We start from the raw sequence: 13,812 nt of genomic DNA, 5'->3' as shown, positions 1-13,812 counted from the left end.
AATAAGGAATGATTGAACAAGGAACCAGGGGGTAGCTCAATTGTTGAGATTTTAGACGTACAACCCGTGTTGATGGGTGGGGTTGAATGAATTGGGAAACTGGTGGAGTGGGTGAGCAACTGGGGGTGTGGTTGTTCCAGCGAAAATTATCCCTCGATCTCGCATCGACGGCAGTTGATTTGTTTTGTTTGCGATCGCCGGGGTATCAAGCTGGTTTCGGAAGGAATGTGTATTACTTGCAGATTTGGGATATGGACAAAGCCGCAGTGGAAAATTATGTCAATACTTAATATCCGACTTGCTCAATTTTGTTTAACGGTGCCGACTTTTGTCGAGACAACAAAGCTAACAACGGTTGTTGATTTTTTTGTTCGAGGAAAAACTGCAACGCGTCAGGGTGTGGTTGTGGTGGATGAATTGGGTCATTTAGTTGGGTTGTTACGTCCGCAAGCTCTCCTACCTAATTTGCTGGCAAAGAATTCTGGGGGTTTAAATCCAGATGGGGAAGATTCGCTAGATCATCTGGGTGAGGAAGGTCTAGAATCCTTGATGATGTTACCTGCTGAAATGAAACTGGGTGACTTAGGAAATTGGCTGCAAACCAACGGATTAACTGAGCGATCGCACCATGAATTTGCCTTAATCGATGGGGAGGGGGCATTCCTGGGATTATTGGATTGGTCGGAATTGATTGCGACCCTAGCTAATCCCCAACCGATCCATCTTGACTCCCATCCTAGTGTATACACAAAGTCGAGGAATTGGGAAGAGGAAGAAGGTCAACCCTTGGTCAAGTTGTTGGAAAGTTTACCCTGGCCATTGAGTCTGGAAACAGCCAATGGGGAAATTATTGCTCAAAACCCAGCTTGGTGGCAACAATTAGGGATGTTAAAAGACCCGAATGGGATTTACGAAAATGTGGAAGAAATTTTTCGCCGTATGGGTGTTGATGGCTCCCTAAAAATCAATCAACGAACTAAATCTGTTCCCCAGCGTCAAGTTAATGGTGGAATTGCCTTGGAAACCGTCACCACAGATGCAGCAAATCTGAGTCGGAGATTGGACTGGGAACTGGAGCTAGAAAACCGTTTATTTCCGGAAGATAAATCATCTAGCCGTTGTATTTTTGACCCTAAAGTCGGCACTTGTACCTGTTTAGTGAATACGGAAACCGGACAGGAACGGGTGTGGGAGTTTGCGAAAATTCCTTTAGGTAGTGGGGGTTTGGAGGGTAATAGTACAAATTTATGGTTGACCTTAGCTACGGATGTGACGGAACAGCAGCAACTGTGTCAGGAATTAGCAGCTAAGAATGCGGATTTAATTCAACTCAACCGTTTAAAGGATGAATTTTTAGCATGTATTAGCCACGAATTGAAAACACCCCTAACAGCAGTTTTAGGATTATCTCGCTTGCTGGTCGATCAAAATTTAGGCAAATTAAACGAGCGTCAAGCTCGCTATGCAGGTTTAATCCATCAAAGCGGTCGCCATTTAATGAGCGTCGTCAATGATATTTTGGATTTGACCCGAATGGAAACCGGACAAATGGAATTAACCCTAGGTTCGGTGGATATCCAACAAACTTGCGATCGTGCTATTGCCGAAGCTCAAAAAAATTACTTGCAAACCCGTAAAAACCAGGATGCAGCAACGGAACATCAATTTGCCCTCAGTATTGAACCGGGTTTGGTATCAATGGTTGCTGACGAGTTACGTCTGCGGCAAATGTTAGTACACCTCCTTTCCAACGCCTTTAAATTTACCGAACCAGGGGGAAAGCTGGGTCTCCGGGTGATGCGATGGGAGGGATGGGTTGCTTTTACTGTTTGGGATACGGGAATTGGTATTCCAGAACACCAACAACATTTAATTTTTCAGAAATTTCAACAACTAGAAAATCCCCTGACTCGACAGTTTGAAGGTACAGGATTAGGTTTAGTATTAACCCGCGCTCTTGCCCGTTTACATGGTGGAGATGTGAGTTTTATTTCCAATGAAGGTAAGGGGAGTCAATTTACCCTCCTATTACCACCTTGTCCTCCCCATGCGGGAGTTTGCGAGCAATTAGCTAATTCATCATTACGTAATGGTGGACGTGATAGTCTTAACCATGCGGGTTACGGTTCCTACTCCCATCACCCTTTAAATGTAGGTAATTTCCCCACCTCCTCCCAAAGATTAGTATTAATAGTGGAGGGTGTTGGTAGATACATTGAAGACCTCAGTGAGCAACTTACAGGTTTAGGATATCGGGTAGCGATCGCCCGTTCCGGGTGTGAAGCTTTGGAAAAAGCCCGACGTTTACAACCGGGAATTATTTTTCTCAATCCCCTGTTACCCTTACTATCGGGATGGGATGTCCTCACCCTCATGAAAGCGGATGCGACTACTCGCCACATACCGATAATTATCACAGCCACCAGCATTGATAAAGACCAAGCTTTTGCCAACCGTGCTGATGGATTTTTAAATTTGCCAGTTAGTTATTCCCAACTTCAACCTTTACTGGGGAAACTTTCCCAACCGCTTACCCCCCAACAGTCACCATCAAAACCACCAGAAACCCCAACCAAAAATCAACCCTTGAAAATTTTGCGTCTTGTCCCCCCCCAAACCATCGAAACTACCATTCAACCATGTTTACCGGATTACCGGGTAATTGAAGTTGACAACTTGGAACAGGCAGAAATTTTGGCCCGGATTTGGCAGTTTCATGTTATTCTGCTAGATGCACCGACACCTACGGCATTAAAATTTTTACAGGGTTTAGTGGACCATCCCCGATTACTCAAATTACCCCTTGTCACCTGTACAGTAGAAACAACCCAAGCCGCATCTAAAATTTCTGGTTTATCTGTTTTTCCCTGCCATGCATTATCCAATCCTAGCAATTGTGATATTCATGTAGCCAGCAACACACTGGCTTCGGTCTTACAAATTGCAGCTGGAAATTGCTGTCCTCCCAGCATTTTCGTCGTAGATTTGGTGAGATTACCGGACTTACCGACAAAATCACGTACAGGTAGCCGCAGTGATAAATTATCCAAGCGTCAAGAAACAGGTAATGAGTGGTTACAGGCACTGATCCAATATTTGCAAACTGCCGGGTTAAGGGCTGTCAACGGTCGCAGTTGGAGCGAATTGCTACAACAACTACGGCATCACAGTGTGGATTTAGTGCTAATTTATGTCGGTGAATCAGCGACCCAAACGGAACTAAAAGCTGCATTTCGAGCCTTAAATAAATTATCCTTTGACCTACCCATAATTATTATTTGGGATCAACGCCATCCCCGCATCGACGCAGACAGTTTAGGTCAAATTACCCAGGCGATCGCGGCTCAAGTTTTACCTCGTTCTGTCTCAATGGCTGAATTACTCAACCAAATCCATTTAGTTATTGCCAATAAAACCAATCAGTAGGTGGATGGGGAAATTCCTGGATTCAAATCTCAGCGCGAATCGTAAAAGCATAATCACCACCAGGTTCCAGCTGATAGTCCTTTTGCTCTAAAAAGCGACTCAGTGGTTCTTTAATTAAGGAACGACCCTGTGATGGCTTGACTGCTAATTTCCCCTGACGAAAATGCCATTGAAAATTCCACTCAAAGCTTCCAGCGCTAACTTCACCTTCTAGCAAGCCATTTTGCCAAGATTGACGAGTAATGCGCACGTAGGCGGTAGTTTCCGGTAAGCGTTTTCTACTCACTTTGCGTTCATTCTCAAATTTAAACGTCACTGTGGGGTTATTATAACTGGGTTATCCCCAAAATCACAGTCAGTGATGCATTTTTCCATCTAGAAAATGACTCAAATTGGCATTTAGTCAGAAATTCAATGATTTACTGTATCTGGAAACCATCACATTCAACTGCCCAGATTTGAGTGGAAAATAACGTTAACTTCCTCTGTTGTCGTCATATTCCGTAGATTTTCTCAAGCCAACCTTGATATTTTTTTCTTAAAATTCTGCTTAATCTCACGAATTACACACATCTATTGTTTGAGCTATCAACGGGACGATAACCACCTAATTTTAGTTAAATTATTTATAATTTTCATCAACATTAAAAATAATTTTTGTTATCGTCTTCGTTGGGCTTTTTTTAATTAGGGTCTGCGGAAAAGCATCGCAGAACGCCAAACCAAATAGCCTTGACGATTCAGGTGTAGTCCATCAGTACTAAGTTCGGGGAGGAGATTACCTTGGGAATCGCTAAAGAGAGGATAAAGATTGAGGAAGATAGCGTTATTTTTGGTTGCGAAGGCTTGGATTTGGGTATTTAATTGCTGGATACGGGTATTAGGGATTTTCAGGAGTTTGTCTCGTCCTTCCCAGGTTGCAGCTTTACCTGCGTGGGGGAGGATGGATTGAACGATGATTTCGGTTTGGGGGTGGGTACGACGGAGATTGGTGATAATTTTTTGGTAATTTTGGATAATTTCGCGATCGCTTTTTCCGCGAATGAGGTCGTTGATACCGATCATCACCCAAATGGTTTGGGGTTGGGTTTTGGCAAAAAAATGTAAGCGTTTGAATAAACCTGCGCTAGTTTCTCCGGAAATACCTTGATTTAACCAGGTGTTAGTGTGGGGAAGTAAATCATTGGGAAACCAGAGGGAGAGGGAATCCCCAGCTATGATTGCGAGGTTGGGGGGATTTTTGGCTGCGATCACATCAGCTTCTTGTTGGAGAATTTCCAGCCATTTTTGGTAACTGAGTTGGTGACGTTTTCCGAGGTTGGAGGAGTTGGGTGTCGGATTTAATTGGGTTTCTGGTTGGGAATAGGTTTGAATGGATTCGGGATTAGAATTAGCCTGTCGCCAAAATAAAGTCACAATGATAGCTAGAAGTAATATATTGGTGAACAGTAAAATCAATGTCCACACAGATATACCCGTATTACTGGTTTTTGCTTCTGGTTGGTGAGCAGTTGGCTTGGACTTGACTGGAGTCGGCATTTTTCCTGATTACTTTCCTAATTTATTGATAATTCCCTCACATCCCCCTGGTATGGTTTGACGACTTTTTTCTCCACACCAAGCACAGCAGTAGCGTCTGGTTGCATCCGACATCCGTTTGGCATTGGTAAAATCCGCACCTTCGACTACCGCACCGGTATTTTCCCCTGTTTGATAATTGGGTGGTTCAGTGCGACTACGGGGGGTTGCGGTTTCTGCGGAGCCATAATAGAAACGAGTGCCATGTAAATCCGCATTACGCAGATTCGCGTGGTAAAGGATACAACGAGACAGATTCGCTTTCACCAAGTCGGTATCCGACAGGTTAGCATGAACTAGGTTGGCTTCCGATAAATCTGTCCACCGCAGGTCGGTTTTTGACAGGTCTGCTCCTGCTAACATTACCCCTAAATCGATGACACGTACACCGTGAATACGGTCTTCTGCGTAACCACCGCTACCATCAAAAATTGCCCTTCCCAGATGTCCATCCCGTTTCAGGGGAGTTAGCAGTTTAGAACGGGAAAGGAAGCGGAGAATTTTTGCCCTACCACTAGCATCGACACTACTAAGAATTGCTGCGGTGCGTCCTTCCGCTAATAACCTTTCCTGTGGCCAATCTTCTAGTAAACCCTCCTCATCTAGGACTAAATCGGAAATCCCTTGAAAGTAGGAATCAATGGTTTGTTGTTGGGTAATAATATTTTGCTGGACGGTGAGCAGATTTTGCTGGATGGTTAAGTCTTTAGAAATGACATATTGTCGCCAAGCAATCACAACCGCCACAATTGCAATCAGAATTTGTCCTAACGCACCAAACCATTCCGCCAAAGTCCCGGAGGCATCCCAGTTAATTTTTTTACCTATCGCTAAAATATTATCGGCAATACCAGCAAATTTAATTACTCCCACCACGGAAGTTATTGCCCCGATAGTGCCTAAAAATAGAGCGATATCCGAGAGGGTAAACCGGTCTTTTTTGATTTCTTGCAACCAGGGAAACAGAATAATTACAGATAAACTTAAAGTGATAAATGTGGCAATAATCCCCAGAAAGACATTACTAGTCGCCACACTGATCAAAGTGAGAGCGATCGCAATTAATAGTATCAGCAAAGCACGGGGTTGAACATTAGCTGTAGGATAATTCCGGAAGCGGGATAAATTGCGCACTTGTTGGAGAGCATCGATTTTTAGCGAACTAGCAAGAGCCATATTGGCCTCTTGCGCAGCACCCTTGAGCAACATTTGGGCCAACTCCTGCTGGCGAAAAATATCCGTTGAGGAGCCATTTTCACCCGCACCATCAAAATCATCTGGTTGCAAATTATCTGTTGCGATCGCGTCTTGATTGGAATTGTTTGATTCTGTCTGCATACTTCCTGATTTTTACCCCAACCTATACTACACGGTATTTCGGTGGGTGGGCAAAATTATCGTCATCTAGGGACGACCCGACGGGTCATCCCTACTCAAAACACCCTAAATTTTCATACTCGGTACATTCTCTCCACCTTCGTTGTATTCAGGTAAATCATGGGAACCACCACAAGCAGAAATATTACCGGCAAAGTCCACATCAGCCTTTAATTCAGGGTGTTCTTGTTTTAGTTTAGCGATTTGTTCGCGGGTGAGGATTTTCGATTCATCAAATCCTAATTCCACCTTGGTTTGTAAACCGTTATACTTCACCCGTTTGAGGTTATAGAAGCGTTTATTAATTGTGGTTTGGGCAAAAGCCTTCAAACAACCTAACAGATATCGCCGTTTGAAGGGGTCTTTCTCAAACCAGTATTCAAAGGCTTTACGGAAGTAAAAACGAGCATAATTGCGTAATACACCCTTGAGGACATCCTCCCGTTCCATTGCCTCCGGTTTCATAATGGGGGTGACAAAATTGTACTGGGAATAATCTCGCACCTCCACGCGATCGCCTAAGTCCTGGAATAATTCGGAAAACGGCCAAGGTGTAAACATATTCCAGTTGACCATATCCGGTTTCCAATCTAGGGCCATTTGGTAGGTTTGTTCAATGGTTTCTGGTGTTTCGTTTTCTAACCCCATAATAAATTGAGCTTCGGCTACCATCCCATTTTGTTTTAAAAGTTGAATTGCTCGTTTATTTTGTTCAATTGTGGTTTCTTTGCGGAATAAATTTAACTTTAATTGGGCTGCGGCTTCGGTTCCTAATGATACATGCACTAACCCTGCTTGACGGTACAGTGGCAATTCCTTTTCATCCCGTAAAATATCCGTCACCCTCGTATTAATACCCCAGTATACCCCTAAATTGCGCTCAATTAATTCATGGCACAAATCGAGAAATTTTGGCTTATTAATAGTTGGTTCTTCGTCAGCCAAAATAAAGAAACCAACTTGATGTTCTTTGACCAAAATTTCCAATTGATCGACAAATTTCTTCGGTGTTCCCGAACGATATTTACGCCAAAATTTCCACTGAGAACAAAAACGACAGGTAAACGGACATCCCCTAGCATAATTGGGTACAGCCACCCGCACATTCAAAGGGGTATAAATATATTTACTCCAGTCCAAAAGACTCCAATCTGGTGTCAGGGTATCTAAATCCGCAATGGGGGGATGAGCTGGTGTGGCAATAACTTGACCCTCTTCGAGAAAGGCAATACCCAGGATTTGCCTGCGCTCTTCGACATCAGTACCATTTGCGATCGCTCTCAGCAGATTTACCGTAATTTCCTCCCCCTCACCCCGAATAATATAATCAACCCACGGAGCTTCATTTAGTACTTCATTATACATATAGGTGGGATGTACCCCACCCATAATGGTTTTCGCTTGGGGACAAACTTCCTTCACAATTCGCAAAGTTGTTTGGGATTGGTAAATCATCGGTGTAATTGCGGTTGCTAATACCACATCCGGCTGATGTTGGGCGATAATTTGAGCCAGAGCATCATCGGGAATATAGTCAGTCATCGCATCCACAAACCGGATATCATTAAAACCCGCCGTTTTTAGTGCTCCACCAACGTAGGGAACCCAACTAGGAGGCCAATTTCCGGCAATTTCTGCACCACCGGAGTGATAATTAGGCTGAATCATCAGAATCCGCATGATTTAACTCCTGATTTTGACTACTGAATACTGGGAAATAGCGCAGATATCCACTTATTTGATGGATGAAAACTTCATCAAAATATCGGTTATTGAATTAGGTGATGGAATCAGGAATTACGCCAAAAACGTATCTTCGTTTTGAGTGGGTAAATCCTGTTAATTTAAAGAAATAATCGACCATTTTTCCGTCGATCAAATCATTTTCTCCTAATTTCCCCGATAAATCCGTATCTGAAGTGAATAGTCTGCGTTATTCATGAGTCTTCAGCAACTCAAAACAAGTTCATGCTTAACCGTTAATAAACCTATAAATTAAGCCAATAAGCAGAACAATCACGGGTTCTACTCAAAAACCCCATTCCCACCATTTCCCTGCGCAGTAACGCTGGATCTGCAAAAGTATGATATTCATTCAATCGCTCATTCACCTCTTTCTCCGTATAGATTTGATTCACAGCAAATTTAGTCGCTAAATACTCCAGTACTACAATACCATTGCGATCGCGTTTAGATGGCCATACTGTTACTCGTCCCTCAGCATCTAAATAAGTGCTAATTTCTGTAAAACTTCTCATGGGATTACTTACAAATTTTTATTTTCGATCTTCGATCAAGGATACAACCCCACAACACCAAATTCCGTTGTGTTGTAGAATTTAGGTATGAATTATAGTTATTTACATTTTGTATTCAAACCAAAATCATCGTGTAGAGATGTAGCAATACTACGTCTCTCTACTACGGGTAATTTATCAATCCTCATAATTCCGCATTTCTCATCAGCATTTATAAGTGTTGAGTAACGGTTTGATTTTCCACTACTCCCTACCTTCTGAAAGTTTTAGATGTTTGTGAGAAATCTCGGCTAACTACTTTGAAGATTTAAGCGCAACTTCCCGTAATTTTTGAGTGACTTCTTCCACTGTACTAATACTAGTAGGGCTAATTAAACCGTCATGATGAAAAATATAAACTTGGTTATTTTGAACTGCTTTTAATTGCTTCCAGTAGGGAAGTTTTTTAAAATCTTTTGGATTGAGACTCGCTGACTCAATTAAAAATATTTTATCAGGATTTGCTGCCAAAATTTTTTCTTGAGAAAGGGTTAAATAACCAGGAAAACGTCCACTTCCTGGCAAATCTGCTGCCATATTTTTAAAATTAAACTTAGTCAATAAATCACCAGCCCAACTATTTTTATTCGGTGAAGATGTGGGCTGAGTCCGAAGTAATACTAAAACCCTTTGGCCGTTTTCAGGTATATTGTTTAAATTTGCCCTTAACTGATTGAGAATTGGATTAGGGTCTGAACTAATTAATGTTGCTAACTCTTTTGTTTGCGTTTCCAAATCTTGCCAACTGCGAATACTTCTTTGCAGAGTTGGTATCCCTAATTCTGTTAATCTTGATAAAATTTTATCATGAAATCCCTCTGCACCAATCACTAAATCCGGCTTTAAAGCGACTATTTTTTCCAAATTAATAGCTGTATTTCTCCCCACACGCGGAAAATCAGCAAACTTGGTTTTAGCAACTTCATCCGTATATCTACCATTTGGTATACCCACCAGTTTTGTTTTATCCAAATGATAAATTACATCTGCTGCAAAAGGTGTAAGAGCTACTACTCTCGTTGCTTTAGTAATAGGTGCTTTCTGGGTAATAGTATTTTCGGTTTTATTTATATTTTCTTGACTAACAGAACTATTCTTCGGTGAACAAGCCAAAAGATTAGAGGTGAGTAACGCTGTACAAATGAAATAGATAATTTTATAATTCATACTTTGCAGATGAAAAAAATTTATTGATTAATCAATGCAAAAAAGTAAAACCTAAATTCTGCATGAGGTCAGAAGTCGGATTTTTCTCAATATTTTCTGAGATGACAGATATTGATTTTCAAAACCCGACCCTGAAGAAGATAGTCTATATTTAAGTCATCTATCCCCATTCCTCATACCTAAAATCTCCAACTTAAACCGACAGCAAAATTAGCTCCCGGTTGAGCGTAACGTCCTCTTTGAGCTTCAAAAGCAGGTGATTTAGTATTAATACTCCTCACATCTGCATATTGATAATATTCTGTATTGAAAATGTTATAAATCCCCGCAGTCAGACTGAGATTTTGACTGATATTGTAGTACCCAATCAAGTCAAATAAAGCATAACTATCCGGTTCATAAAAATCAATCTTTCGAGTTGGTTGTCCACCATTGACTACACTTTGTTGGTCATCCACTAAAGCTAATTCTCTCGCTTTAGCAACAAATGTACCAATTAATTCTGCACCCCATTTATCATTAGGAGATTGATAACCTAAACCCACTACAGCTTGTAAGGGACCGATTGTTGCAAGGGGTCTATTTCTGGTTAAATCGTTACCAACTTGCCATCCTAATGCACTTTTAATACTGAATCCTCCCGGATTTTGACTGAATCGATATGCAGCTTTTAATTCCAATCCCAAAATCTCTGCATCGGGAATATTTTGAGCTTGGAAAACTTGGAAAGGAATCCTTCTTCCTCCACTAGGAATACTCCCAAAGTCATTTTGATCGAAAAATACAAATGCAGAACGCTCAATAAAGTTTTTGTAACGATTGTAGAATCCTGTTACACCAAAATCAAATTGTTGAGAACGACTACGTAAACCTAATTCAAAATTATTACTCGTTTCTGTTTTCAAATCAGGGTTGGGAATTCCTTTGTGGGGACGAAGAGGAATATCAGCACGGAAAGCAAAGTTCAATTCGTCATACAGGGGAGGACGAAAACCACGGGAATAACGTGCAAATGTGGTGGTTCCGGGACTAATTTCGTAGGTTAAACCTAAGCTGGGATTAATTGCAGATGCAGCATAATCTACTGCTGGATTTCCTTGATTTTTTTGAATAAATTCGAGATTATCTTCTGCTTGTAAATTATATACATCAAATCGCAAACCAGGGATGATTTTCAATTTGTCATTACCCATTGTAATTTCATTTTGTAAAAATATTCCTAAGCGAAAAGTTCGACTATCGGGAAAATCTTTTTGGGGAAATGTTGGTAATGCAACTCGTGTCCCAGAAGTAGTATTAAAGTTAAAGTAATTACGCTCATTATAGGTGTTGGATATATCAAAACCATAGGTGAAACGATTCTTGATATTGCCTACTTGAAAATCACTACGTAGCTGTAGATTAGCTCCGATGACTCTATCAATAAATTCCTTGTCTGCTTCTTGATTTTGAATTGCACCACGACTTAAAATACTCCGTCTACTGTCTTCTTGGATATTTGCATCTTGATAGTAAATACTTGCTCTAGCAAACTGCAACCAAGATTGGTTATCTAAATTATCAAATTGATAACCTAAACTCAATCTAGTTCTCTTGGTGGTGACTTCTTCCCGTAATGCTTGGGTACTACCTTCAAAGGTCATTCCCGGTAAGTTATCGGGAGAAAATCGACTATCGGCAATATTATGAAAATATTCTCCGGTAAATTCCAAAAAGTTATTTTTAGCAAAATTATACGTCACCTTACCGAGGAAATTATTCCGAGTGATATCCTGTTCATCCTGATATTTGTTATTTCCCCCTGCAACTTGAATTGCATTTCTATCCCGACGAGTGTAAATAAACAAAGTGTCTAAATTATCAAATCGATTTGCTTGGGTAATTGTCCCTACAAATCCTGTATCTTTACTGGTGTATTGTAAGCGGGAATTTGTCAAGGAATTTTTGCCTAAAATGTCTAGTAAATTACTTGCATTTGCAGTGTTAAAGCTAACAGTTCCCCCCAATGCATCACTACCCAAAATAGCTGAATTATTTCCCCTGAAAATTTCTAAAGAATTCAAGGTTTCAATATCTACATAATCCCGTCCAATTCTAGTTGTTCCGTAGCTGTATTCCGCAGGAAGACGAATTCCGTCAACTTGCATATTCACTCTATTTCCATCTAATCCCCGGATATTCACACCCTGAAGACCACCACGAGTGTCGTAGGGTACGGAAACTCCTGGTTCATAACGGATTAAATCTCGGATATCTCGTGCTTGTTGTCTTTGAATTTGTTCTCTGTCAATGACTGTAATGTTTCCTGGTGCTGTTTCTGCTAGATTTGCTGCTCCGACTACACTTAATTCAATTGTGTCGTTTGTTTCTGGTGTTTTTTTAGAGGTATTTTCAGGTTTTACTTGGGGAGGTTGGTTGGTTACTTCAGGGGTAGGAGGTTTTGCAGCAGTTGTTTCTGGGATAATCTCAAATAGTAATCCTGTCTTGCTCTCAAGTTCCTCTACTCTTGGTAATTTCCCCTCTCCAACAACTTTGATTTCGACTTCTCGTTCACTAGTTTGGGTGACACTAACTAGACTTACTCCGGATATGGGATTTGCTTGGGAGAAGCTATCACGACCAGAAAGCTGAAGTTGGGTATTAACAAGTTTAATAACTGTGTAGGTGTCGTAATCAAGGATTTCTCCATCGGGATTTGTTCCCTGTAAAGTTTCAATATTTAACTTTAATCCTGTTTCAGTTTTGGTCAGACTGACTCCAGTAATTTTTACTAACTGATTATTTTGAGTAACTTGGATGGGGTTATTTGTAATTTTTGTTTTGCTTGCATTCCCTGTCAGAGGAATTAAAAATACCAGAGATAAACCTATGAGACCAGATGTGAAAAATTGGGGTGTTTTTTTGTGCATAATTTTGGATTGATGTTGTGTATTGGTGTGATTACATCTGCATTGATAATCATTATCATATTTGATTTATCCATGTTAAAGTATATTTTTAACATTTTATTAATTCGTAGTTTGTAATTACCTACCTCAAATCTGGGTTTAATTAATGATGGAAGCTAGATGTAGTATTGATTTAGTAGATTCTATCTGCTACCTAATTTTCAAAAAATGGCATGAGAATTATAAAGAAGAAACAGCACAAACCTGTAATCCGACAGGTGTATTAATGATGACAGCGTTGACATTAAAAACCTGTGCGATCGCCTGTTGATTTAAGACGTTTTCTGGTATTCCCACATCCCAGAGATGACCTTGTTTGAACAGAGCGATTCGATTACTATATCTAGCAGCTAAATTCAATTCATGTAATACCGTCACAATCGTTAATTGTTGTTGGATATTTAATTCTTTGAGCAATTCTAGTAACTGTAATTGATAGTTAATATCCAAATAGGTAGTTGGTTCATCTAGTAATAAAACCTTGGGTTCCTGAGCCAATGCTAAAGCCAGAAAAGCACGTTGTCTTTCCCCTCCAGAAAGATTTTCCACTGGACGTTCACTTAGGTTTTCTAGCTTTGTTTTTTGGATAGCAATTTCCACTTTTTCCCTATCATCTGGATTTAATTCCCATTGCCACCAGGGTTGGTGAGGTGTACGTCCTAAACTAACTAATTGGCGTACCGTTAAACCACTGGGAATAGTTTGTTGTTGGGGTAATAGTGCTAGCTTTTGAGCAACAATATTAGCAGGCTGGGTATGAATCATTTTCCCATCTAATAATACTGCTCCCTGTAAAGGTGAAAGAATTCGACTCAGCAGTTTTAAAAACGTCGATTTTCCCGAACCATTTGCACCAACTAAACTCAACCATTCGCCAGTTTGTAACTCTAAATTGACATTATTGACGATGGGAACCGTGGTGTAACCACCTGTTAAATTTTGAACTTCTAAAGGCATTTTGGATTTGAGATTTTGGATTTGAGATTTTGGTGTGAGGAGACGGGAGTATTCATCTAATT

The 13,812-nt window shown here is 40.7% G+C and carries 10 protein-coding genes; 2 read left to right on the top strand and 8 right to left on the bottom strand.

Annotation, left to right across the window (positions count from 1 at the left end; all coding sequences use genetic code 11):
- The first annotated feature begins 86 nt into the window (after positions 1-86).
- The gene (locus CDC37_RS20680) at positions 87-290 is read left to right on the top strand and encodes a hypothetical protein (protein ID WP_096624698.1); all 204 of its coding nucleotides are present in this window, start codon (positions 87-89) and stop codon (positions 288-290) included.
- On the top strand, positions 277-3,426 hold the full coding sequence (locus tag CDC37_RS20675; protein WP_096624696.1) for a hybrid sensor histidine kinase/response regulator: 3,150 nt from the start codon (positions 277-279) through the stop codon (positions 3,424-3,426). The genes CDC37_RS20680 and CDC37_RS20675 overlap by 14 nt, the downstream gene beginning before the upstream one ends.
- A gap of 22 nt (positions 3,427-3,448) precedes the next feature.
- On the opposite strand, the gene CDC37_RS20670 is transcribed toward CDC37_RS20675, so the two are convergent.
- From CDC37_RS20670 to CDC37_RS20635, 8 genes are all read right to left on the bottom strand, one after another.
- Entirely contained in the window at positions 3,449-3,712 is a 264-nt protein-coding gene (locus CDC37_RS20670) for a DUF3146 family protein (protein WP_096624694.1), read from the bottom strand.
- Positions 3,713-4,113: 401 nt separating this feature from the next.
- Positions 4,114-4,965, bottom strand: coding sequence for a GDSL-type esterase/lipase family protein (locus CDC37_RS20665; RefSeq protein ID WP_096624692.1), 852 nt, complete (start codon positions 4,963-4,965; stop codon positions 4,114-4,116).
- 9 nt (positions 4,966-4,974) lie between these two features.
- Positions 4,975-6,342 carry a pentapeptide repeat-containing protein gene (locus CDC37_RS20660; RefSeq protein WP_096624690.1) on the bottom strand — a complete coding sequence of 456 codons (1,368 nt, stop codon included), beginning with the start codon at positions 6,340-6,342 and terminating at the stop codon, positions 4,975-4,977.
- Positions 6,343-6,447: 105 nt separating this feature from the next.
- Positions 6,448-8,061 (bottom strand): magnesium-protoporphyrin IX monomethyl ester anaerobic oxidative cyclase, encoded by a 1,614-nt coding sequence (gene bchE, locus CDC37_RS20655; RefSeq protein WP_096624688.1) that lies wholly within the window; start codon positions 8,059-8,061, stop codon positions 6,448-6,450.
- Positions 8,062-8,369: 308 nt separating this feature from the next.
- Positions 8,370-8,639, bottom strand: a complete 270-nt coding sequence (locus CDC37_RS20650; RefSeq protein ID WP_096624686.1) for a DUF2087 domain-containing protein — start codon at positions 8,637-8,639, stop codon at positions 8,370-8,372.
- Positions 8,640-8,933: 294 nt separating this feature from the next.
- Positions 8,934-9,845: an ABC transporter substrate-binding protein gene (locus tag CDC37_RS20645; RefSeq protein ID WP_096624684.1), complete on the bottom strand. Its 912-nt coding sequence runs from the start codon at positions 9,843-9,845 to the stop codon at positions 8,934-8,936.
- A gap of 179 nt (positions 9,846-10,024) precedes the next feature.
- On the bottom strand, positions 10,025-12,754 hold the full coding sequence (locus CDC37_RS20640) for a TonB-dependent hemoglobin/transferrin/lactoferrin family receptor (RefSeq protein WP_096624682.1): 2,730 nt from the start codon (positions 12,752-12,754) through the stop codon (positions 10,025-10,027).
- Positions 12,755-12,973: 219 nt separating this feature from the next.
- Positions 12,974-13,750 carry an ABC transporter ATP-binding protein gene (locus CDC37_RS20635; RefSeq protein ID WP_096624680.1) on the bottom strand — a complete coding sequence of 259 codons (777 nt, stop codon included), beginning with the start codon at positions 13,748-13,750 and terminating at the stop codon, positions 12,974-12,976.
- Positions 13,751-13,812 lie beyond the last annotated feature (62 nt).

It is taken from the genome of Calothrix sp. NIES-3974 (assembly GCF_002368395.1).
GTDB lineage: Bacteria > Cyanobacteriota > Cyanobacteriia > Cyanobacteriales > Nostocaceae > NIES-3974.
The sequence above is the reverse complement of the archived record's forward strand: the minus strand, read 5'-3'. Positions and strand labels throughout refer to the sequence as shown.

Bases quoted from the DNA above. Each gene is read 5' to 3' on its own strand.
- CDC37_RS20665 (WP_096624692.1), bottom strand. From the start codon at position 4,965: ATGCCGACTCCAGTCAAGTCCAAGCCAACTGCTCACCAACCAGAAGCA.
- CDC37_RS20675 (WP_096624696.1), top strand. From the start codon at position 277: ATGTCAATACTTAATATCCGACTTGCTCAATTTTGTTTAACGGTGCCG.
- CDC37_RS20680 (WP_096624698.1), top strand. From the start codon at position 87: ATGAATTGGGAAACTGGTGGAGTGGGTGAGCAACTGGGGGTGTGGTTG.
- CDC37_RS20635 (WP_096624680.1), bottom strand. From the start codon at position 13,750: ATGCCTTTAGAAGTTCAAAATTTAACAGGTGGTTACACCACGGTTCCC.
- CDC37_RS20660 (WP_096624690.1), bottom strand. From the start codon at position 6,342: ATGCAGACAGAATCAAACAATTCCAATCAAGACGCGATCGCAACAGAT.
- bchE (WP_096624688.1), bottom strand. From the start codon at position 8,061: ATGCGGATTCTGATGATTCAGCCTAATTATCACTCCGGTGGTGCAGAA.
- CDC37_RS20640 (WP_096624682.1), bottom strand. From the start codon at position 12,754: ATGCACAAAAAAACACCCCAATTTTTCACATCTGGTCTCATAGGTTTA.
- CDC37_RS20650 (WP_096624686.1), bottom strand. From the start codon at position 8,639: ATGAGAAGTTTTACAGAAATTAGCACTTATTTAGATGCTGAGGGACGA.
- CDC37_RS20645 (WP_096624684.1), bottom strand. From the start codon at position 9,845: ATGAATTATAAAATTATCTATTTCATTTGTACAGCGTTACTCACCTCT.